Annotated in this window: 18 protein-coding genes; 5 read left to right on the top strand and 13 right to left on the bottom strand. The window is 74.7% G+C overall.

Annotation, left to right across the window (positions count from 1 at the left end; genetic code table 11):
• Positions 1 to 35 precede the first annotated feature (35 nt).
• Positions 36 to 1,220: an FAD-dependent monooxygenase gene (locus WCD74_RS02165; RefSeq protein WP_337693172.1), complete on the top strand. Its 1,185-nt coding sequence runs from the start codon at positions 36 to 38 to the stop codon at positions 1,218 to 1,220.
• A 9-nt stretch (positions 1,221 to 1,229) separates the two neighbouring features.
• Here WCD74_RS02165 and WCD74_RS02160 read toward each other — a convergent pair whose 3' ends face one another.
• From WCD74_RS02160 to WCD74_RS02150, 3 genes are all read right to left on the bottom strand, one after another.
• Positions 1,230 to 3,029 carry an HNH endonuclease signature motif containing protein gene (locus WCD74_RS02160; RefSeq protein WP_337693171.1) on the bottom strand — a complete coding sequence of 600 codons (1,800 nt, stop codon included), beginning with the start codon at positions 3,027 to 3,029 and terminating at the stop codon, positions 1,230 to 1,232.
• 137 nt (positions 3,030 to 3,166) lie between these two features.
• Positions 3,167 to 4,303 carry an RNA polymerase sigma factor gene (locus WCD74_RS02155; protein WP_337693170.1) on the bottom strand — a complete coding sequence of 379 codons (1,137 nt, stop codon included), beginning with the start codon at positions 4,301 to 4,303 and terminating at the stop codon, positions 3,167 to 3,169.
• Positions 4,300 to 4,704: a YciI family protein gene (locus tag WCD74_RS02150; protein WP_286056150.1), complete on the bottom strand. Its 405-nt coding sequence runs from the start codon at positions 4,702 to 4,704 to the stop codon at positions 4,300 to 4,302. The genes WCD74_RS02155 and WCD74_RS02150 overlap by 4 nt, the downstream gene beginning before the upstream one ends.
• 142 nt (positions 4,705 to 4,846) lie before the next feature.
• Here WCD74_RS02150 and WCD74_RS02145 point away from each other — a divergent pair, with 142 nt between their 5' ends.
• Positions 4,847 to 5,455: a maleylpyruvate isomerase family mycothiol-dependent enzyme gene (locus WCD74_RS02145; RefSeq protein ID WP_337693630.1), complete on the top strand. Its 609-nt coding sequence runs from the start codon at positions 4,847 to 4,849 to the stop codon at positions 5,453 to 5,455.
• Positions 5,456 to 5,459: 4 nt separating this feature from the next.
• Here WCD74_RS02145 and WCD74_RS02140 read toward each other — a convergent pair whose 3' ends face one another.
• The 8 genes from WCD74_RS02140 to WCD74_RS02105 form a co-directional block, all read right to left on the bottom strand.
• On the bottom strand, positions 5,460 to 6,125 hold the full coding sequence (locus WCD74_RS02140; RefSeq protein ID WP_337693169.1) for a type 1 glutamine amidotransferase: 666 nt from the start codon (positions 6,123 to 6,125) through the stop codon (positions 5,460 to 5,462).
• Positions 6,126 to 6,135: 10 nt separating this feature from the next.
• Positions 6,136 to 6,951, bottom strand: coding sequence for a hypothetical protein (locus tag WCD74_RS02135; RefSeq protein ID WP_337693168.1), 816 nt, complete (start codon positions 6,949 to 6,951; stop codon positions 6,136 to 6,138).
• Positions 6,948 to 7,850 (bottom strand): lysophospholipid acyltransferase family protein, encoded by a 903-nt coding sequence (locus tag WCD74_RS02130; RefSeq protein ID WP_337693167.1) that lies wholly within the window; start codon positions 7,848 to 7,850, stop codon positions 6,948 to 6,950. Before WCD74_RS02130 ends, WCD74_RS02135 begins: the two co-directional genes overlap by 4 nt.
• Positions 7,847 to 10,222 (bottom strand): hypothetical protein, encoded by a 2,376-nt coding sequence (locus WCD74_RS02125; protein ID WP_337693166.1) that lies wholly within the window; start codon positions 10,220 to 10,222, stop codon positions 7,847 to 7,849. Before WCD74_RS02125 ends, WCD74_RS02130 begins: the two co-directional genes overlap by 4 nt.
• Entirely contained in the window at positions 10,219 to 11,424 is a 1,206-nt protein-coding gene (locus WCD74_RS02120; RefSeq protein WP_337693165.1) for a glycosyltransferase family 4 protein, read from the bottom strand. Before WCD74_RS02120 ends, WCD74_RS02125 begins: the two co-directional genes overlap by 4 nt.
• Complete coding sequence (locus WCD74_RS02115) at positions 11,421 to 11,903, bottom strand: hypothetical protein (RefSeq protein ID WP_337693164.1); 483 nt, start codon at positions 11,901 to 11,903, stop codon at positions 11,421 to 11,423. The genes WCD74_RS02120 and WCD74_RS02115 overlap by 4 nt, the downstream gene beginning before the upstream one ends.
• Before the next feature lie 101 nt (positions 11,904 to 12,004).
• Complete coding sequence (locus tag WCD74_RS02110; protein ID WP_337693163.1) at positions 12,005 to 12,577, bottom strand: hypothetical protein; 573 nt, start codon at positions 12,575 to 12,577, stop codon at positions 12,005 to 12,007.
• Positions 12,578 to 12,668: 91 nt separating this feature from the next.
• Complete coding sequence (locus WCD74_RS02105; protein WP_337693162.1) at positions 12,669 to 13,412, bottom strand: SGNH/GDSL hydrolase family protein; 744 nt, start codon at positions 13,410 to 13,412, stop codon at positions 12,669 to 12,671.
• A 176-nt stretch (positions 13,413 to 13,588) separates the two neighbouring features.
• On the opposite strand from WCD74_RS02105, the gene WCD74_RS02100 reads away from it, so the two are divergent.
• The 3 genes from WCD74_RS02100 to WCD74_RS02090 are packed head-to-tail and all read left to right on the top strand — an operon-like array spanning position 13,589 to position 16,790.
• On the top strand, positions 13,589 to 14,539 hold the full coding sequence (locus WCD74_RS02100; protein ID WP_337693161.1) for a GDP-L-fucose synthase family protein: 951 nt from the start codon (positions 13,589 to 13,591) through the stop codon (positions 14,537 to 14,539).
• Positions 14,539 to 15,513 (top strand): GDP-mannose 4,6-dehydratase, encoded by a 975-nt coding sequence (gmd, locus tag WCD74_RS02095; protein ID WP_337693160.1) that lies wholly within the window; start codon positions 14,539 to 14,541, stop codon positions 15,511 to 15,513. Before WCD74_RS02100 ends, gmd begins: the two co-directional genes overlap by 1 nt.
• A complete protein-coding gene (locus WCD74_RS02090; protein WP_337693159.1) occupies positions 15,510 to 16,790 on the top strand; it encodes a lipopolysaccharide biosynthesis protein in 1,281 nt (426 codons plus the stop codon). Before gmd ends, WCD74_RS02090 begins: the two co-directional genes overlap by 4 nt.
• A 286-nt stretch (positions 16,791 to 17,076) precedes the next feature.
• Here WCD74_RS02090 and WCD74_RS02085 read toward each other — a convergent pair whose 3' ends face one another.
• On the bottom strand, positions 17,077 to 19,275 hold the full coding sequence (locus WCD74_RS02085) for a cellulose synthase operon protein YhjQ/BcsQ (protein WP_337693158.1): 2,199 nt from the start codon (positions 19,273 to 19,275) through the stop codon (positions 17,077 to 17,079).
• Positions 19,272 to 20,681: a hypothetical protein gene (locus tag WCD74_RS02080; protein ID WP_337693157.1), complete on the bottom strand. Its 1,410-nt coding sequence runs from the start codon at positions 20,679 to 20,681 to the stop codon at positions 19,272 to 19,274. The genes WCD74_RS02085 and WCD74_RS02080 overlap by 4 nt, the downstream gene beginning before the upstream one ends.
• Between the last annotated feature and the right edge of the window lie 62 nt (positions 20,682 to 20,743).

Genomic DNA, 20,743 nt, shown 5'->3' with positions numbered 1-20,743 from the left:
GGTAGCCCGGCGACATGGGTGCACCGAGGATTCTGGTGTCCGGCGCGAGTATCGCCGGACCCGCCGCCGCGTCGTGGCTGGCCGCGGCCGGGTGGGACGTGACGGTGGTCGAACGCTCCGACCACCTGCGCGACGAGGGGCAGAACGTCGACGTCCGCGGCGCGGGGCGTGAGGTGCTGCGCCGGATGGGGCTCGAGGACGCCGTCCGGGAGCACCACACCAGCGAGACCGGCCTCGCGTTCGTGGACGAGGACGGGCGGGCGTACGCCTCGTTCCCCGCGGGCGCCGGGGACGCGGACGGTGCCCCGACCGCCGAGCTGGAGATCCTGCGGGGGCAGCTCGCCCGGGTCCTGTACGACCACTCCGCCCGCCGCGCCGAGTACGTCTTCGGCGACCGGATCACGGCGCTGCACGACGACGGCCGCGGCGTGGACGTGTCGTTCGCCCGCGGCGCGGACCGCCGGTTCGACGCCGTCGTGCTCGCGGAGGGCTCCCGGTCGCGCTCGCGGGACCTCGTGTTCCCGGAGCCGGCGATCTCCGAGCTCGGTCTCGTCGGGGCCTACGTGACGGTCCCGCGGGTGGCGGCCGACGACCGCCAGTGGCGCATCTACTTCGCGGGCCGGGGGCGGCTGGTCCACCTGCGTCCGGACAACGTGGGGAGCACCCGCGCCATGCTGAGCCTGTACACCGACCTGCGCGGGTTCGACCGCCTCGACCGCGAGAACGCCGTCGAGCTGTTCCGGGCGACCTACGCCGACGTCGGGTGGGAGGCCCCACGCGTCCTGGCCGCCCTCGACGACCCCTCGCTCTACGTGGACCAGATCGCCCAGGTGCGGCTCCCGACCTGGCACCGCGGGCGGGTGGTGCTGCTCGGCGACGCGGCCTGGTGCGCGGGGCCGTTCGGGACCGGGACGACGAGCGCCCTCGCCGGCGCCTACGTCCTGGCCGGTGAGCTGGGGTCCACCCCGGACGACGTCCCGGGCGCGTTCGCCCGCTACGAGCGCTTGCTGCGCCCGATGACCGACAAGGCGCAGACGTTCGTCCCGCGCCACGGCCACCCGCGCGTGGAATGGCACCGCACCCTGCTCCGGACCGGACTCCGACTCCTAGGTGGCCCGGTCGGCCGGGCCGTCGGCCGCGTCCGCGGGCAGGTCCCGCCCCCGCCCGTCGACCTGCTCACGCTGCCCGACTACCCGGCCCGAGCGACGGCGGGCGTGTAGGGGTCGGGCTCAGATGGTCCAGGGGCGGTTGTGTCGGGGGGTGCGGGTGGGGTCGAGCCACTTGGGTGGGATGAACCAGGGCAGGTGGTCGTGCATGACGATCTCCCAGCCGGAGTGGTGGACCAGTCCGTGGTGGTAGGTGCAGAGCAGTCCGAGGTTGTCGGGCTCGGTCTCGCCGTGGTGGGCCCAGTGTCGGATGTGGTGGATCTGGCAGTGGCGGGCTTTGCGGCGGCAGCCGGGGAACGCGCAGTGCCGGTCGCGGGCCCAGATGGCGCGCCGTAGCCCGGCCGGTGGGGTGCGGGACGCGCGGCCGACGTCGAGGACCTCGCCCTTGGAGCCGAGGACGATGGGGATGATCTCGGCGTCGCACGCCAAGCGGCGCACGGTCTCGGGGCGGATCCAGGTGGTGTCCTCGAGCAGCGCGAGGGCCTTCGAGCGGTCGGCGAGCTGGTCGCGCAGCGTCTCGAAGTCGAGGGTCACGGTCAGCTGCAGCCGCGGAACGTCTCTGGCCCGCGCCGGCCGCGGCCTCGGCGGCGGAGACGGAGACGGCGGCGGTGGTGCTGCCGGGCCGTCCGGGCCGTCGCTGTCGTCGGCGGGGTCGGCGGGGTCGGCGTCCGGGTCGGGATCGGGCGCGTCCGCGCTGGTGCCGGTGCCGGATCCGTCGGGGTCTCGGTCGGGGTCGGTGTCGTGGCTGCCGGCATCAGCGCCGGCGTCGCTCCCACGCGCGGTGTCCTCGGCGCACGGGTCGGGCTCGGGGTCGTCGTCGGGCAGGAACTCCTCGTCCGCACCGCCGAACTCGATCTGCCCGTCGGCGTCGGTTGTCTGGTGGGGTTCGTCGAGGCCGGCGGCGTACCCGGCGGCGATCAGGTCCATCAGGGCGCCGGCCTGGCGGGACGGTTTGGACTCCCGCGCCTCCACGTGCGGGTCTTCGCCTCGTGCCCCGTCGGTGGTGGTGGGGGCGTGTCCGGTGTCGGGGTCGGCGACGGCCGCGGACTGCGGCGGCAGGGTCGCCCCGCGGATGGCCTGGTCGAACAACTCCGCCGCGACCGGGTCACGCAGAATGGTCTTGGCGTGCAGGTCACCGTTCTTACGCCGGGTGTAGGTCAGCTCGTTCTCCCGCGGCGGGTCCTCGGCCGGGGTGGCTCCGTCGGGGTCGAGCCGATCGGCGATCACCCCCGCCGCCCGTGCGAGCGCGGCCGGGCAGTGCGTGCGCGCCAACTCGGCGAGCTGTTCCTCGGCGGTGGCCAGCACCTCGGCGTCGAGGTCGTCGACCCCCCGCAGCCGGGTCATCGTCTTCCAGATCACCTCGACGTGCCCGTCCCCGGCGGCACCGTCGTCGACCACCGTCGAGGTGGCGGGCAGGTCAGGCTCCACGGTGGCCCCGGCGGGGGTGACCCGAGGGTGCAGCGCCTCGGCGTGTCTGGTCAGTCGTTTGGTCTCGGCCGGGTCGAGCCGGGCGTGGTCGGTCAGCAGCCGCGGAAGGTCGCGGTAGCCGGACTCGGCGACCGCGTCCGAGGCGTCCAGGGCGGTGATCGCCCGGTAGACCCGCGCCCCGGCCCGCCGGTAGGCGGTCATGGCGTCGGCGATCTCGGCCAGCGCCGCGCGCGAGGACCGCGACAGCTTCTCCGCGGAGTCGGGCGGCTCGACCCCGGGCACCGCCCACCCGGCGTCGGGCTCAGGGTCCGGCGGGCGGAGCGGCAGGATCCGCGCCAGCCGTTCACCCGGTTCGCCCGACGGCGGGGGCTGCTGTCGTTCGGCGCGGGGTTGCCAGGACCCGTTCGGGTCCAGGTACCACACCGCCGCCGTCATGCACCCATGATCGAACACGTGTTCGATAAGATCAAGAGCCGTTCGGAGCAATCCTCGATGTGCGTCCTGCAACGCGGCCCCGATGTGGTCCGACTCGGCACGGCCGTGTGCGTCCCACAACTCTGGATCGCGCTGACCTACAGCAGGGACCGCACCCGGGCGGCCTCGCGGGTGAGGTGATCCCGCTCGGCCACGCCGGCTGCGGCCTTCGAGGCCGCGACGTACAACTCGGCGGCCACCTCCAGGTCCCCGGACCGCTCGTGCAACCACGCCAGCACCGCGTCCCGACGCGGCACGTCCGCACCGACCTCCGCCACCGCCGCCAACCCGGCGGCCGGGCCCGACGCCTCCCCGACCGCCACCGCCCGGTTGAGCCGCACCACCGGGCTGTCGGTGAGCGCCAGCAGCTCGTCGTACCACTCCACGATCTGCGGCCAGTCCGTCTCCGAGGCACTCGCCGCGTCGGCGTGCAGCGCCGCGATGGCGGCCTGCGCCTGGTACTCGCCCAGCCGGTCGCGGGCCAGGGCGTTCTGCAGCACCACGACGCCCTCCGCGATCAGGGCGGTGTCCCACCGCGACCGGTCCTGGTCCCGCAGCGGCACCAGCCGCCCGTCCACCATGCGGGAGGAACGGCGCGCGTGATGCAGCAACATCAGCGCGAGGAGCCCCGCGACCTCGGGCTCCTCGGTCAGGGCGACGAGCTGGCGGGTCAGGCGGATCGCCTCGGCGGCCAGGTCGACGTCGCCGCCGTAGCCCTCGTTGAACACGAGGTAGAGCACCCGGAGCACCGTCGGGAGGTCGCCGGGCTGGTCCAGCCGGACCCCGGCGATCCGCTTCTTCGCCCGGCTGATCCGTTGCGCCATCGTCGCCTCGGGCACCAGGGACGCCTCGGCGATCTGGCGCGTCGTCAGTCCCCCCACCGCCCGCAGCGTCAGCGCGACGGCCGACGCGGCGGGCAGGGACGGATGCGCACACAGGAAGTACAGACGCAGCGTGTCGTCGACGTCCGACACCTCGACGGGGGCCGACGACGAGAAGTCCGCCTCCTCCCGTCCGCGTCGCGACGACTCGGATCGGACGGCGTCCAGGAACTTCCGCCACGCCGCCGCGACCAGCCAGCCCTTCGGGTCGCGGGGCGGGTCGTCCGGCCAGGTCTCGACGGCGCGGATCAGGGCCTCCTGCACGGCGTCCTCGGCCGACGCGAAGTCTGCTCCGCGCCGGACGAGGACACCGATGACGGACGGGACCAGCTCCCGCAGCAGCTCGTCGTTCATTCGAAGAGGGAGGTCCCGGTGTGGAACGGCCGGACCTCGAGCCACTCGTGGATCGGCTTCCCGCCGGCACCCGGCGCGGCGGACAGCTCCCCGGCCAGCTCGACGGCCCGGTCCCACGACTCCACGTCGATGACGTACCAGCCCGCGATCAGGTCCTTCGTCTCCGCGAACGGACCGTCGGTCACCGGCGGGCGCCCCTCGCCGTCGGACCGCACGAACGTGCCCTCGATCGAGAGCGCCTGCGCGTCGACGAACTCTCCGTTGGCCTCCAGGCGCGCGCCGAAGTCGCGCATGAACGCCATGTGCGCGTCGATCTCCTCCGGGGTCCAGTGGTCCATCGAGGGCTGGTCGGTCGCCGGGGTGGGGCCACCGCGGTAGTGCTTGAGCAGCAGGTACTTCATCGCGATCTCCTTCGTCGTGGCGGCCCGGGGCGGGCCGCTCGCACCCCGGGGACGGAGCCGCCGCGGCCGTCTCGACACCTCGCGCCAGAATTTTTCCCGACGACGGGTCGGGTCCTACAGTTCGCCCGTGGCCGCGAGCGTGATGGCATTCGCCGAGCAGGAACGCGACGACCTCGCGGAGCTGCTGCGGTCACTGGAACCCGCGCAGTGGGACGCACCCACGCTCTGCGAGGGCTGGACCGTCCGCGACGTCGTGGCGCACGTCCTGAGCTACGAGGAACGCGGCCCGGCCGGCCTCGCCCGGACCTTCGCCCGCGGTCGTGGCTCGTTCGACCGCATGAACGCGGTCGCAATGGCCGACTACGCCGACCACGGTCCCGACGAGCTGCTGGCCCTGCTCGAGCGCAGTCGTCGGCCCCGGGGCCTGACGACGATGTTCGGCGGCCGGATCGCGCTGACCGACGGGATGATCCACCAGCAGGACATCCGTCGAGCCCTGGGAGACACGCGGACCATCCCGAACGAGCGTCTGGTCGCCACCCTGGACTTCGCCCGGAGCGCGCCGCCGCTGCGCTCGAGCGCGCGCATCCGCGGGCTCCGCCTCCGGGCGACCGACCTCGACTGGAGCACCGGCGAGGGCGACGAGGTGTCCGGTCCGGGGGAGGCGCTCCTGATGGCGATCGCCGGACGATCCGTCGCCCTGGACGAGCTGACCGGCCCCGGGCTGCCGACGCTGGCCGCGCGTCCCTGACCCGTCACCCGAGGAGGTCGAGCAGCGAACGCGCTGCCCGCGCGGCGCCGTCGGCATGACGACGGGTGTCGGCCTCCAGGGAGTCCGGGTCGTCGAGACCGTGGCCCCCGGGCAGCGTGAGCCACCGCCGCAGCAGGCGCGGCGTCATCTCCGGGTGGAACTGCAGGGCGACGGAACGATCGGCGCGGAAGGCCTCGACGCCGTCGGGGGAACGCGCCAGCACCTCGGCCCCGGCGGGCGCCGTCAGCTGCTCGGCGTGCCACTGGAACCACGGTCCGGCCCGGATCTCCGGGACGACCGGGTCGACGGGGTGCCAGCCGACGCGACGCGCGGGCAGCGGCGTCGTCGCGACCCCGAGCGCCTCACCCAGCAGCTGCCCGCCGAAGCAGAGGCCCAGCGTCGGCCGGCCGTGCTCGTGGCGGCGGGCGAGGAACTCCACCTCGCGGCGGGCCCAGCCGTCGATGGCATGACGAGGCCAGGGCGCACCGACGGTCACGACGAGGTCCCACGCGAGCGGGTCGGGGTAGGTCACGACGACGTCGGGACGCGTGAAGCGGTCTTCCGGGACGACCGTGAACCCGGAGACCGAGAACCCGCGCCGTTCGAGGTCGGTTCCGAGGTGCTCGATCGCGGCGACGTGGTCGTGGCCGATCACCAGGGCCTGCTTCACGTGAGCCGGTCTACCCCACCGGGGCGAGCGCCCGGAACTCCGCCCGGACGTCGGCCTCGCAGAGCGGTCCCCACGACCGCACCGAGTGCGTCACCGCCGCGCCCGACTCCCACACGGACGCCGGGGACGCCGGCAGGCCCACCCACCGCACCGCGAGCGGATCGCCCGGCCGCGAGAACTCGCCCAACGAGAACCCGCACGCCCGGACCGCCGCGCCCATCAGGTGGTCCTCCCCGGCCCGCGAACCCGCGAGCGCCCCGCACGTCAGCCACCCCGCCCCGTCGAGCGCCTCGGCGCACCGACGGGACAGCAGGTAGGCCCCGCCCAGCCCGTGCGCCCCGTCCCGCGGCAACGCGCGGACCGCCCGCCGCACGGCCGGCCGTCGCAGCCCCCGCCATCCCGCCTCCGCACGCAGCAGGGCACGAGCAGGCCCGAACGAGCGCTCCCCGCCGTCGGGACCCACCCGCACGGCACCGAGCAACCCGAGCGACAAGTCCGAGGCGAAGCGCGACACCGCCGAGGACACCAACCCGCCCCGCAGCACCAGCGCGTCCGTGTCCAGCCGCAGCAGCACGTCCCAGTCGTCCTGCAGCGCCCGCCGGATCCCCGCGCCGAGCTTCACGAACAGCCCGCCCTGACCCCCCGGCGCACCGGCCGGAGCGGGCACGACCACCGTCGACGCGGGCCACCGGGAACGATCCGAGTCGTTCACGACGACGAGGGTGGTCGGCACCCCCAGCCGCTCCACCGACGCGAGCGTGTCGTCCACGAACTCCGCCGGCACGGACGGTCCGACCGGCACGACCACCGCGGCCCGCGTCGTCACCGGAACACCGGCGAGGTCACGTGCCACGCCTCGGGGTGCGCCGCGATCTCCTTCTCGAACACCGCCGCGACGCTCTCGAGCACCTCCGACACCGTCCCCGACGTCGAGATCTCCGGGTGCACGTCGAAGTGCACGCGGCCGTCCCGGGCGACCCAGCAGGTCATCGGGAGCAGGGCGGACCCGGTCCGGACGGCCAGCGCCACCGGTGCCGCGGCCAGCGCCACGCGGCGGCCGAACATCGGCACCTCGACGGTCGCGCCCACGGAGTACCGGTCGATCATCATCCCGACGACGCCGCCCTCGCGCAGTCGCGTCATCAGCGCCGCGGCCGTGCGCGACCGGGCGGACGGGTCCACCCACTCCATCTCGGAGTTCCCGCCCGCGGCGCGCACGCGGTGGATCACCGACTCCGTCACCGGCGACCCGAACACCCGCGCCACGCCCAGCAGCCCGCGCCCGGTGCGCTCGCGGATCGCCGTCGACAGCGCCGCGCTGCCCCACTCGTAGCGGCCCATGTGGCAGCTGACGAGCACCGCACTGCGGTCCGCCGGGAGGTGCTCCACGCCCGTGAGGTCGACCGCCGCCGACACCCCGGCCACCCCGAGCGCGGGCATCCGCAGCATCGACACCCAGTGCTCGTAGTACTGCCGCAACGACGCCGCGAGCACCCGCTCCGGCACCTCGCTCCCGAGCACCACCCGCAGGTTCTCCCGGGCCCTCATGACGCCGGGTCGGCGGAGCCTGCGCATCCCGGTCGCGATCGCCCACCCGAAGACGTCGACGACCGGCTCCACCAGCAGTCGCGGCGAGATCCGCACCACCACGTCGGCCACCCGTCGCCGGGCCGACTCCGGCAGCCGCCCGAACACACCCCCCGTCGCTCCGCTCGCCCCGGTCATCGGTGCCACACCGTGGACGTGCCGTTGGTGTAGACGACGTCGTAGTGCGCGTCGAGGAACTCCCGGGGGAACCGGTAGGTGGCCATCTGCCCGGACGTCTGCGAGCGCACCTCGCCCTCCCGGATGTTCGCCGACGTGCCGTAGATCCACGCCGACTTGTCGATCACCGCCGGGACGATCTCCGGGAACACCCCGACCTGCCGTCCGGTCCCCAGCAGGAACCGCAGCGTGCCGTAGCGGTCGGCGTAGACCACCTGCCGTTTCGACGACGGCTGGTCGCCCAGCCAGCGCGCGGCCGTCACCTCCGCGCGGTAGGTGTAGAAGCGCTGGAAGTCCTCGCCGCCGCCCGCGAGGTTGATCCGCCCGCCGCCGGAGGCCGCCGGCAGCAGCGACGAGTTCAGCGCGAACAAGGCCCCGATCATGACGACGGCGCCCGCCGTGACCACCTTCAGCCGACCCGATGGGTCGAGCTCCGCTCCGCTTCGTCTCCCGGGCCGGGCCAGGGCCTGCGCCGACCACCCGACCCCGACGACGAGCACCATCAGCGCCTGCAGCAGCGCGCGGTCCTGGTTGTAGGCCTGGGCCAGCGTCCCGGAGAGCCGCAGCATGGCGAGCGCGGCGACCGAGCCGAGGATCATCGCGCCGACGAGCCGCTCGGTCGGGCTCGAGCGCCGCCGCAGCGTCAGCACCAGCCCCGCGACGGCCGCCATCAGGTAGGCGACCTGCTGCAGCCCGAACCCCACCAGCAGCTGCGGGATCGAGGCCGCCGGCGCGGAGCCGGCGTCGGCGATCGGGTACGACCCGGCGTCGGGAACGGGCAGCACGTAGCGCCGGTCGGCGGCGTAGAGTTCCGTGACGAGCCGCTCGTACTCCGGCGCGGAGACCTGCGGCGTGGTGTTGCCCTTGATGTAGCCGGTGAGCAGGTCGTCGCCGAGCGCACGGTTCGGGAGCAGGTCGAAGCCGGAGACCTCGAAGCCGAGCGCGGCGTCGGAGACGTTCGACGACGAGTGCGTGATCGTCGAGTTCCACAGCCCGGCGCCGAGCACGAGGGTCACGACGGCGAGCCCCGCGAGCCAGGCCGTCCCGAGCTGCCGCCACCGCCGCCGCACCGCCGAGGCCAGCAGCGCCACCACGAACCCGCCGCCGAGGACGACGATGCCGAAGTAGGTCGACGAGTAGTGGGTGACGACGACGCCGAGCGCGAGCGCCACGACCATGGCGGCCTGAGAGATGCGCGACCCGGACCGCCACACGAGCACCAGCAGCAGCGCCGCGAACAGGACGAAGCCGATCTCCTGCTTGGCCAGGCCCGGCATCTGCTGGCCGAAGTTGGGCTGCACCACCAGAAGTGCAGCGCCCAGGAACGCCCAGCGCGGGGCCAGGAACCGGCGGCAGAGGGCGTAGACGATCACCGGCGTCGTCGCGAAGACCGCCGGGAAGACGACCTTGACGAGGATCTCCGCGGACACGCCGGAGAGGGCGTGCAGCTGCGCGGGCAGCACCGTCACCGACAGCATCGCGCCGTAGGCGTCGCCGGGCCGGAAGGAGTTCCACCACCCGGCGTCGATGGTCTCGAGCATCTTGCGGAACTCGGTCATGACGTCGTAGCCGTAGATCGACTCGGCGCGCAGGCTGAACGACCACAGCACCGCGAGCCCGGCCGCGTAGAGCGTCGCGCCGAGGAACACGTCGTCCGCGCGCCCGGCCACCACGAGCCCGCCGACGAGCGCGCCCAGCACGAGCACCGCGCCGACGACGGCGAGCGAGCCGGTGACGACGGTGCCGGCCGCGACCGGCCCGGACGTCGTCGCGCCGAGGCTGTCCGCGGCGTTCAGCCGCAACGCGCCGAGGAGGGCGACGAGCGGCACGACGGCGGGCGCGAGCAGGTCCCAGCGCCCCAGCAGCCGGGCCCAGCTGTGGCGGGCGAAGGATCGGACGCTGTCGGCGGTCCGGACGTGCCGCCGGGTCGCGACCACCACGAGCAGCACGAGGCAGACCGCCTCCAGCGCCACCAGCACCGGCCCGGGCCGCAGCGGTGCCGCCACACCGACCAGCGGTCCCACCGTGTTCAGCCCCAGCCCGGTGCCGAGGAGCACCAGCAGCGAGGCGGGCACGGTCAGGGGGACGGTCAGCGCCGGCGGGAGGCGGAGCGCGCGCACGAGCAGGACGCCGGGCAGCGTCAGGACCAGCACGAGCAGCACGGCCTGCGCCACCCAGACGCCGCGCAACGGGACGAGCGCGGCGATCGCCGCGAGCCCGGCGGCCGCGAGGACGACGTCGGGGCGGGCGGAGAGCAGGTCGCCCGGCTGCGTCGGCTCCTCGTCGCGGTGGTGGGCGTTGGGGCGGGGGACGAGGTCCACGTAGGTGGTCATGACGGGCTCCCGGCGGTCGCGGGGTCGGGGCGGAGGGTGGTGACGGCGGGTGGGGCCGGCTCGTGCGCCGCGGACGGGGTCGCGCGGGGGAGGACCGAGCCCAGCGCGGCCGCGACCCGGTCGGCGGTGCCGGCCCAGCCGTGGTGCGCGAGCCAGGCGTCGGCGCCCGCGCGGTCCGGGGGGTCGTCCAGCGTCCTGCGGATCGCGGCGGCGAGGGCGGTGACGTCGTCGGCGCACACGACCCCGCCGGGGGCGTCCGCGACGAGGTGGCGGGCGAGGTTGTCGGGGGCGGCGGTGGTGACGACGGGGAGCCCGCAGGCGACGGCCTCGAGGGCGACGATGCCGAACCCCTCGCGGGCCGAGGGCAGGACGAACACGCGGGCGCCGGCGACGAGGCGGTAGAGCTCGCCCGCGTCGTCGACGTCGGCGTGGACGGTGACGTCGAGGCCGAGCTCGGCCGCCCTCGCCGTCAGGAACGCCTCCTGGGGGCCGCGCCCGATCAGGCGGGCGGAGACGCCCGGGCCGAGGGCGGCGAGCGCGTCGAGCAGCAGGTCGACGCGCTTGTGGGGGAGGAGGCGGCCGACGGTGACGACGTCGACCGCCGGCGCCGGGGCCCCGCCGAGCGCCCGCGTGACGGCGCCGAGGTCGACGCCGTTCGGGGCGACGACCACCGGGGTGCGCACGACCTCGCCGACCCGCAGTGCCGTCTCGGCGGACGCGGCGACGACGAGGTCGGGCAGGCGCATCGTGAACCGCTCGAACGCCCACGCGAGGGTGCCGGCCGGGCCGAGGTAGTCGCGCCAGTAGGCGCGGCTCCAGACCTCGTGCCAGGTGACCACGAACGGCCGCCGCCGGAGCTTCGCGACCAGCGCCAGCACCGGCAGGTGCAGGTAGGGCATGTGGTCGGCCTCGAGGACGTCGAACCGCGCGCCGAGCAGCCGCAGGCACCCGAGCGCGAAGGCCAGCGCCTGCCGGATCGACCGCCGTCCGCCGACGTACATCCCGTGGGGGGCGCAGACGCCGTGGTAGGTGACGCCGTCCTGACGCCGGGTCCGCCCGCCGTCCCACCAGCGCATCGTGTGCACGTGCACCTCGAACCGCCCGGCGAGGCGCCGGGTCAGCTCGGCGGTCCGCTGCTCCTTGCCGCCGGCGTGGAACGGGGCGATCGCGTCCGTGACGGTCGCCAGCACCGGGCGGGTCATCGCGGGGCCGCGCAGGCGACGTGGCGGGTGACCGGCTGTGCCACCCCGGCGACCGCGATCGTCAGCAGGATCCGCGGCTCGGAGCAGACGACCGTGACCGGCACGGTGCGGTCCCGCCGGGCCCCGGGCGCGACGTCGGTGGTGCCGGTGGCGAGGACGCGGGGCCCGGCGTTCGTCGTCGCGCCGATCGTCCAGCGGTAGGACGCCGGGTCGGTGCCCCCGTTGCCGAGGGTGAACGTCACGGGCACGACAGTGCTCGACCCCAGCGGCAGCACCGCGGGCAGCGGCGTCGCCGGGTCGGCGAAGATCTCGGTGAACGACTGGGGCGGCGGGGTCAGGCCGAGCCACGTGGTGAAGCGGCCGCCGGGCACGGTCTGCGCGAGGGCGAGCACCACCAGCAGCGCCGCCACGGCCGTGCTGACGATCCACACCCGACGTCGTCCCAGCCGCCCCTCGGCGACCGCCCCGTGCACCGCCACGTCGTCCCCCTCGCGCTGCCCTGCTCCGTCGAGCCATTGGTCGGCCGAACGGAGCAGTGCGTTACCGCGAGTGGCAGGACGTCATCGGACCGTGACCGGCGTCAGGCGTACCGACGCCGGGCAGCCCGCCGGGCGAACCCCCACGCGCCCACGAGGGCGAGGGCCAGCTCCACCCCGCCGAGCACCAGCGCGCCGATCGCGGGCCCGCTGACGTGGTCGGACAGGCGCGGGTGCAGCGCTCCGCCGCCCTGCGACCCGGCCACGAGGGCGAGCGCGAGCGTCACCTGCATGCCGAGGGCGGCCGGGAACGCGAGCCACGGGGTGAACCGCTCGCGCCCGAGGACGAGGTCGACGACGGGCAGCAGCGTCAGGACCCCGAAGACGACGAGCGCCAGGACCGCGGGCCCGAGGGCGAGGTCGAACGCGCCGAGGGCCACGCCGTCGGCGTCGTGCGCGATCGGCAGGAACAGCCCGGCGATGCCGAGCACGCACAGGGCGAAGGCGGTCCAGGGGCGACTGGTCGGGCCGCACGTCAGCAGCCACCACCGGGCGCGCAGCCGCAGGCCGCGCATCCCCGGGACGTCGAAGCGCTCGCGCGGCACCCGCTCGAGGGGCGTGAGCGGCATCCGGTCGTCCCGGGCGGACTCGTCCCGTGCGAACTCTCCGGCCGACATGGGCCCTCCCGCCGTGCGCACCGATCGTCGCGCAGCGGCTACCCCGCGTTCACGAAGATCACGCCGACCTCACGGCTCGTCACACGGCTCGTCACACGCCGAGACGGTCCAGTGCCGCCCGGAGGCGCTCGGCGTAGCGGGCGTGGCCGGCGTCGGTCGGGTGCACGCGGTCGGGCCCGATGAGCGGCCCGCCGTCGTAGGCGCCCGCGAAACACCGCTCCGCCATCGGGTCGACGAAGTCCGCGCCCGCCGCCCGCGCGGCCCCGGCCAGGGCGTCCCGCCACGCGTACGCCTTCTGCGAGGTCTTCTCGTCCCAGAACGGGCCGACGACGACGATCCGCGCGCCCGGCAGCCGCGTGCGCAGCTCGCCGTAGAGGTGCGACGCGGCCGCGCGTACCGCCTCGACGGGCAGGCCGATGTCGTTGCGCGACCCCTCCACGACGACGAGCTGCGGCCGGGCCGCGACCACCCGCTCCAGCTGCGTGGCCTCGAAGGGGCCCGCCGAACCGGGGTTGACGTACCCGGTGCCGCCGACGGCCGTGTTCGTCACCGTCCACTGCCGCTCCGCGCCGACCCGCTGCGCCCAGTTCGCGGCGCCCTTCCCGCCGTACGGGGTGCCCTCGGAGATGCTGTCCCCGATGACGGCCACCGGGCGACCGGTCGCGGTGGCCGGGGAGGCGACCGCAGCACGGACGTCGCGCGGGGCGTCGTACCCGGCGGTGACGACCGCGACGACGGCGATCACGACGACCGCGGCCGCCGCGACGAGCGGCAACCGCGCGTGGCGGCGCAGGTGGCGGACGGCTCGGCGCATCCGGCGGCGGGCTCGGGTCACGGGCGGGTGCTCCCTCCGGGATGGTGCTGACTCGGGGGAGGAGATCGGAGCGTGCTCGCCCGCTGTTACTCCGTTCGGCCTAACGTATCCAGCTCTGGAGGGCAGTCACGAAGTGTGACGAGGTTCGGATGGCCTAGCCGTCGGGGATCCGGCCACGCTCCGCTACCTTCTGGGTCATGGACGAGCTGGATCGTTCCGCACGGGTGCTGGTGGCCGGGTCGGGTGGCCTGGTGGGGTCGGCGGTGGTGCGGGCGTTGGGGGCGGCGGGGTTCTCGGATGTGGTGGGGGCGCGCTCGGCGCAGGTGGATCTGCGGGACGCGGCGGCGGCGCGGGAGTTCGTGACGGCGGCCCGGCCCGACGTGGTGGTGGACGCGGCCGCCCGGGTCGGCGGGATCGCGGCGAACGACGCGCGGCCGGTGGAGTTCCTGCACGACAACCTGCGGATCCAGGCGAACCTGCTGGACGCGGCGCATGCGGCGGGGACGGATCGGTTGTTGTTCCTGGGGTCGTCGTGCATCTATCCGAAGTTCGCCGAGCAGCCGATCCGGGAGGACTCGCTGCTGACGGGGCCGTTGGAGCCGACCAACGATGCGTACGCGATCGCGAAGATCGCGGGGATCATGGGTGTGCAGTCCTACCGGCGGGAGTACGCGCGGCGGTGGATCTCGGCGATGCCGACGAATCTGTACGGGCCGGGGGACAACTTCGATCTGGAGTCCTCGCACGTGTTGCCGGCGTTGATCCGGAAGTTCCACGAGGCCACCGTGAACGGTGATCCGGCGGTGACGGTGTGGGGGACGGGGACGCCGCGGCGGGAGTTCCTGCACGTGGACGATCTGGCGGCGGCGTGTGTGCACCTGCTGGAGGCCTACGACGATCCGGCGCCGGTGAACGTGGGCACGGGGGAGGACGTGACGATCGCGGAGCTCGCGTCGCTGGTGGCGCAGACCGTGGGCTTCACCGGGGAGATCGTCTACGACACGTCGCGGCCGGACGGGACGCCGCGCAAGGTGCTGGACGTCTCGAAGATCGCCTCGACCGGGTGGAAGCCGCGGATCGGGCTGGCCGAGGGGCTCGCCTCCACCTATCGCTGGTACCTGGACAACTACGTGAGCGAGGGGGCTTGATGAAGCGGGCGCTGATCACCGGGATCACCGGGCAGGACGGGTCGTACCTGACGGAGCTGCTGCTCTCGAAGGGCTACGAGGTGCACGGGATCATCCGGCGCTCGAGCACGTTCAACACCGGTCGCATCGAGCACCTCTACCAGGACCCGCACGACCCCGACCAGCGTCTGGTGCTGCACTACGGCGACCTCACCGACTCCAGCCGCCTGGTGACGCTGATCGAGAAGGTCCGCCCGGACGAGGTGTATCACCTGGCGGCCCAGTCGCACGTGCGCGTCAGCTTCGACGAGCCGGAGTACACCGGCAACACCACCGGCGTCGGCACCGCGCGGCTGCTCGAGGCGATCCGGATGGTGGGGATCGAGACCCGCTACTACCAGGCGAGCTCGTCGGAGATGTTCGGGGCGACCCCGCCCCCGCAGAACGAGGAGACCCCGTTCTACCCGCGCTCCCCGTACGGGGCGGCGAAGGTCTACGGCTACTGGATGGCACGGAACTACCGCGAGGCCCACGGCATGTTCGCGGTCAACGGGATCCTGTTCAACCACGAGTCCCCGCGCCGCGGCGAGACGTTCGTGACCCGCAAGATCGCCCGGGCGGCGGCGGCGATCGCGCAGGGCAAGGAGCAGTTCGTCTACCTCGGGAACCTGGACGCGATCCGGGACTGGGGGTACGCCGCGGAGTACGTGGAGGGCATGTGGCGGATGCTGCAGGCCGACCAGGGCGATGACTACGTGCTGGCCACCGGGACCGCGACGACGGTGCGCGAGTGGGTGCAGTACTGCTTCGACCACGTGAACCTGGACTGGGAGAAGCACGTCCGGTTCGACCAGACCTACCTGCGGCCCACCGAGGTCGACGCCCTGATCGGCGACGCCACGAAGGCGGAGAAGGTGCTGGGCTGGAAGGCGCAGACCATGCCCGACGAGCTCGCCCGCATCATGGTCGAGGCGGAGCTCACCGGTAGCCGATGACCCCCCGCACGTCCGGGGGCGGCGCCCTCTCGCTGCTCCTCGGGCGGATCGGGGGGGTGGCAGGGGCGCTCGTCGTCGGGCAGCTCGTCCTCGGCGTCACGTACATCGTCGGGGCGCGGTCCATCTCGCCGGCCACGCTCGGCCTGGTCGCGACCTGTGCGGCGATCGGGCAGGTGGCCGGGACGGTCGTCGACGTCGGGATGATCAACTACCTGGTGCGCGAGAGCGCGGCCGGACGGATCCCCGAGTCCCGCGCCCGCGCGATCATCGCCGGCAAGCGCCCGTGGGCGACCGCGGTGCTGCTCGCCGTCGGGATCGTGACCGCCGTGTTCCTGGCGCCGGACCCGGCGTCGGCGGTCCCGCTCGCCGTCGTCGGGATCGGCATGTACGAGGCGCAGACCGCGAACGGGCTGCTGCGCGCGCAGGAGCGGTTCGCGACGGCGTCCACCGCGCAGCTCGCGGGCCGGGTCGGCGGCCTGGTGATCGCCTTCGTGCTGGCGATCAGCGGGATCGGCGCGCTCGCCCTCGCGGTCGCGATCCCGGCGTCGTTCGTGCTCGAGGCGATCGTCGCGCGCGTGTTCCTCGGGCCGCCGGGAGAACGGCGCCGGCCGGCCGGCGAGCTCGTCGGGCACCACCGGGAGTCGCTGGGCTTCGGGCTGGCCAACCTCGCCGCCAACGCCCAGCAGCTGGACACGCCGCTGGTCACGGTGGGCGCGGGCGCTTTCCAGTCCGGGCTCTACGCCGCGGGTGGCCGGCTGATCGGTCCGCTGACGTTCCTGGCGAACTCGCTCGGGATGGTCGCCGCGCCGTGGCTCGCGCGAGCGGGTGCGGACGAGGAGGCACTGCGCGCCGAGGAGCGCCGGGTCCTGCGGGTCGGCGCGGCGCTGTGCCTGGCGCCGCTCGTGGCCGCGCTCGTCGGCCCGCCGCTCATCCCGTGGCTGCTGGGCGAGGAGTACGTGGCCTCGGGCGGGGTGTTCGCGATCCTCGCGATCGGCGCCGCGATCGTGACCCTCAACCAGCCGTTCGCCGTCATCGCCCAGAACCGGGGGCGCCAGCACGCGGTGGCGGTGGGCATCGCGGTGGGGCTGGTCGTCGGCCTCGTCCTCACCGTGGTCCTGGCCTGGCTCGGCGGCGCCGTGTGGGCGGCCGTGGGCTACGTGGCCAGCCAGGTCGTGATCTTCGTGCTGCTCGGGTTCGCCGCCCGCCGCGCGCGGCGGGACGGGGTGGCCGGCGTGACCCCGACCGGCCCGGTGCCCGAGGGCCCCGAGATCAGCTGATCCCAGGGCCCTCCCGAGTGCGACCTGACGCAGGATCCGGAGCCCGGGGACCTGCGTGCCGTCGCACTCGGCGGGGCGGGTCAGGCGGAGGCGCTCTCCAGGGTCGGTAGGCGTCGGCTTGCATCTCGAAGGGCGCGCCGAGTGCGACGTAGCGCAGGGCTCGGCGGTCTCCGACCTGCATGGTGTCGCACTCGGTGGGAGAGGGTTCGGCGGGCGCGTACCGAGTGCGACAGGGGGCAGGTTCCTGGACTCGCGAACCTGCGCGGTGTCGCACTCGGTGGGTCGGTCAGCTCCCGGACGTCGGCGACAGACCGTTGCGGGCGGGCCGGACCGGGCTCGCGGTGGCCGGCGGCGCGGACTCCGGCCGGACGGGTGTCGACCGGCTCGCCCGCCGCGGCGACCGCGACCGGGAGGTGGGGCCGGTCGTGGGACGTGACCCGTTCGTCTCCGTCCGAACCTCGGGCTCCGACTCCGACTGCTCCGCTGCCGGCACCGCCGGCTCGGCGACCTCGGGAGCGGGGGCCGGCTCGGCGGTGGCCTCCGGGGTGGTCGGGTCTGCCGGGGTGGCCGTCTCCGTCGACTCCGGCGTCGCGTCCTCCGCCGCCGGGACCGCCTTGGCCCGGCTCGCGCGCTTCTTCGGCGTGCTGGTGGTCGGGGCGTCCGACTCCTCGGTGGCCGCGGCCTTCGTGGTGCGGGTCCGGGTGGTCTTCGCCGTGCTCGCCGACGACGCGGCACGCGGCTTCCGGGTGCCGTTCGTCGAGGCGGTCCCGGCGACCGGCTCCGCGGTGTCGTCGGTGGCCGCCGCGGCGGTCTTCGACGTCCGCGCGGCGCGGGGCTTCGCCGTCGCGGCCTCGCCCGTCCCGGCGGTCGCCGCCGTGGCACGAGTCCGGCGGGGCTTCGCCGGGGCCTTCGGAGCCGCCGGGGTCTCCGGGGTCGGCTCGGCCACCGTCGGCTCGGCCACCGTCGGCTCGGCCACCGTCGGCTCGGCCACCGGCGCCACCGCCGGCTCCGTCGCAACCGGCTCCGCCGCCGGCTCCGTCGCCGGCTCCGTCGCGACCGACTCCGTCGCGACCGACTCCGGCTCCGCCGCCACGTCCGCGCTCCGCCCCGGCGGGAGGGCCCGCTGCGCCTCGGCCGGGGTCGACGGGACGTCGGCGGCGAAGGTCAGGACCGCGCCGATCACCGGGACGCCCACGACCGCGAATGCCGAGGCGGTCGCGTCGAGGTCCTCCGGGCGGGCCGAGCCGCGCCGCGCGACCACGAGGGCGCCGTCGGTCAGCGCTGCCAGGTCCGCCGTTTCCGGGTGCCCCGGCGCGTCCGCGGTGTCGAGGAGGACCCACGAGTACCGGGAGCGCAGCGCCGACACGACCGACCGCGCGTCGGACGTCCCCCACACCTCACCGGGCCGTTCGACCTGCGGCCCGGAGGCCAGCACGTCGAGCCGCCCGGGCGCCCACCGCTGGACGAGCCGGTCCGGTTCCGCGGCGCCGACGACGGCCGCGGCCAGGCCGGGCGCCGGGTCGAGCCCCAGCCGCGACGCGACGGACGGGCGGCGCAGGTCGGCGTCCACGAGCAGCACGGACTCGCCGGCCGCGCTGAGCGCCACCGCGAGGTCGACGGCCACCGTCGTCGCGCCCTGGCCGGACCGCACCCCGGTGACGACGAGGCAGCGCCGGGTCCCGGCCGTGGCCCAGGTCGCCGTGCGCAGCCGCCGGACCGCGGCGGCGCGCTCGCGGGCCAGCGCGGCCCGACGACCACGACGGCCGGCGGCGGGCTCGGCGAGCAGCGCGGGACGCTCGGGACGGCGGGGCAGCGCGGGCACGGACGCGAGGACGGTGGTGCCGAGTCCGGTGCCGAGCAGTTCCGGCGTGTCCACGGCCCGGCGCAGCGACCGTCGGGCGAGCGCCGCCCCGACGCCGAGCACGATCCCGGCGAGCAGACCCGCCGCCACCAGCATCGTCGTGCCGGGCCCGGCCGGGTAGACCGGCAGCGTCGGCGGATAGATCACCTCGGTGGAGACGATCGGGCGGTTCACCGGCTGCCCGGTCGACTCGATGGAGTTGACCAGGCGCGTGAACGACGTCGTCACCGCCTGCGCGACGAGCTGCGCCTCCTCCGGCGTCGGCTGGGTCACGCCCACGGTCAGCACGACCGTCTCCGCGACCGCGTCCGCGCTGACCGAGTTCTGGATCTCGTCCGCGGTGGGCCGGCCGCCGAGCAGGGCGGCCGCGTCCGCGGCGACCCGCGGCCCGGTGACCAGCTCGGTGTAGGACTTCACGCGCTCCGTCGAGAGCTGCGCGCCCTGGTAGGAGTCCGTCGAACTCGTGGTCGTCTGCGGTGACGCCACGTAGAACACGGCGGACGAGGTGTACGTGCGGGGCAGGAGGACCGCGACGGCCGCGGCGATCGCCACGCACACCACGACGACGGCACCGACGAGCCAGCGGTCCTCCCGCAGCACGGTCCAGTACTCGCGAGCGTTCACGACGATGCCTCTTCCTCAGACGGGGCGGGCGGTGACGAGGAGGGGAGCGACCGGGTCGACGGCGACCGGTCGACGGGGACTCCGAGCCACCGCTGGAGGCGGTGGGGGAGCAGCGCGCCGGGCGCGGCGCGTTCGGCGTCCGTGAGCTCGTCGCAGGCCAGGGCCAGGGCGACGAGCACGAACACCCAGGTGGACGCGGCCGCGGGCTGGGACACCAGCAGCGTCGCGAACACGACGAGCGCGATCGGGGCGGCCCGACCCCGGGCGGACCCCGGACGGCGCACGAACAGCAGCGGCAGCAGGAGGGCGGCCGTGACCAGCAGGACGAAGGGCAGCCCGTTGACGGCGATGTCGGAGATCAGGTTGATCCCGGCCTGCTTCTCGTTGCCCTGGCCGCCGAAGGGTCGCTGCGTGATCGCCCGCAGGCCCTCCTCGGTGGCGTCCGAGCGCTCGTCCAGCGACGCCTCGTTGGAGGTCTGCTTGGCCTGCAGGCCGAACACCGGGGCGTACAGCGCGACCCAGGCCGCACCGAGCCCGGCGCCGAGCCCGGCGATCTGGCGGAGGAACCCGCCGAGTCCGATGCCGCCGCGCGGGCGGAGGAAGACGTCGATCGCGAGCACGACGACGAACACGCCGAAGCCCGCCGTCGAGAGTGTCCCGACCAGGCCGGCGAGCAGCAGGACCTTGACCCTCCGCGACCGGTAGCCGACCGCGTCGGAGAGGAACCAGCCGACGGCGCAGAACATCGCCATCCAGCCGGACTCCCGCCCGACGCCCGTCAGGCGCGGCACGTCCATCCCGAACACCGACGAGGTGGAGTAGCTGATCGTGAAGGGGAAGTAGACCGGCTGCGGGCCGACCGTCCCCACCGGCACCATCGCGATCTGGCCGGTGCCGACGCCGGCGACCGCCCACCACGCGACCGTCACCAGCCAGAGGGCGCCGATCGCGCAGAGCAGCACGACGAAGCCCCGGCCGAGCGCGAGCCGGGCGCGCGGGTCGGAGATCACGAGCACCGCCGCGACGACGGAGCCGATCGTGAGCACGAAGTCCTGGAACTGGCTGCGGATGCGGAGCAGGTCGTCGACCCACACCGAGTGCAGCACCACCCAGACGTACGCGGCGACCAGCAGCGCGAGGAACACCGAGACCGCACGGACCGGCCGCGCCGGGGCGTGCTCGCGGCGCAACATCGCAGCGACCCCGGCGGCCAGCGCGAGCCCACAGCCCAGCAGCGCGGTGTACTCCCCGAAGGTCCCCGGCCGCAGCAGCGGCAGCGACGCGAGGAGCAGGCCCGCCGGGACGGCGACCGGGAGGCGGGGGGTCGTCGCCGAGCCACGGAGCGTCACGAGCGTCGTCGGAGAGGCGGTCATGGCGGGGTCGGCCACCTCCTCCCGGTCGCTCACAGGCGGTGTCATTGCGCCGGACAGCCTAACGCGTCCGTGAAGATCCCGGGAACCCGAACCGG

It is taken from the genome of Actinomycetospora aurantiaca (assembly GCF_037401875.1).
Lineage (GTDB): Bacteria > Actinomycetota > Actinomycetes > Mycobacteriales > Pseudonocardiaceae > Actinomycetospora > Actinomycetospora aurantiaca.
Note: the sequence above shows the minus strand (reverse complement) of the source record. Positions and strands in the feature narration are given on the sequence as shown.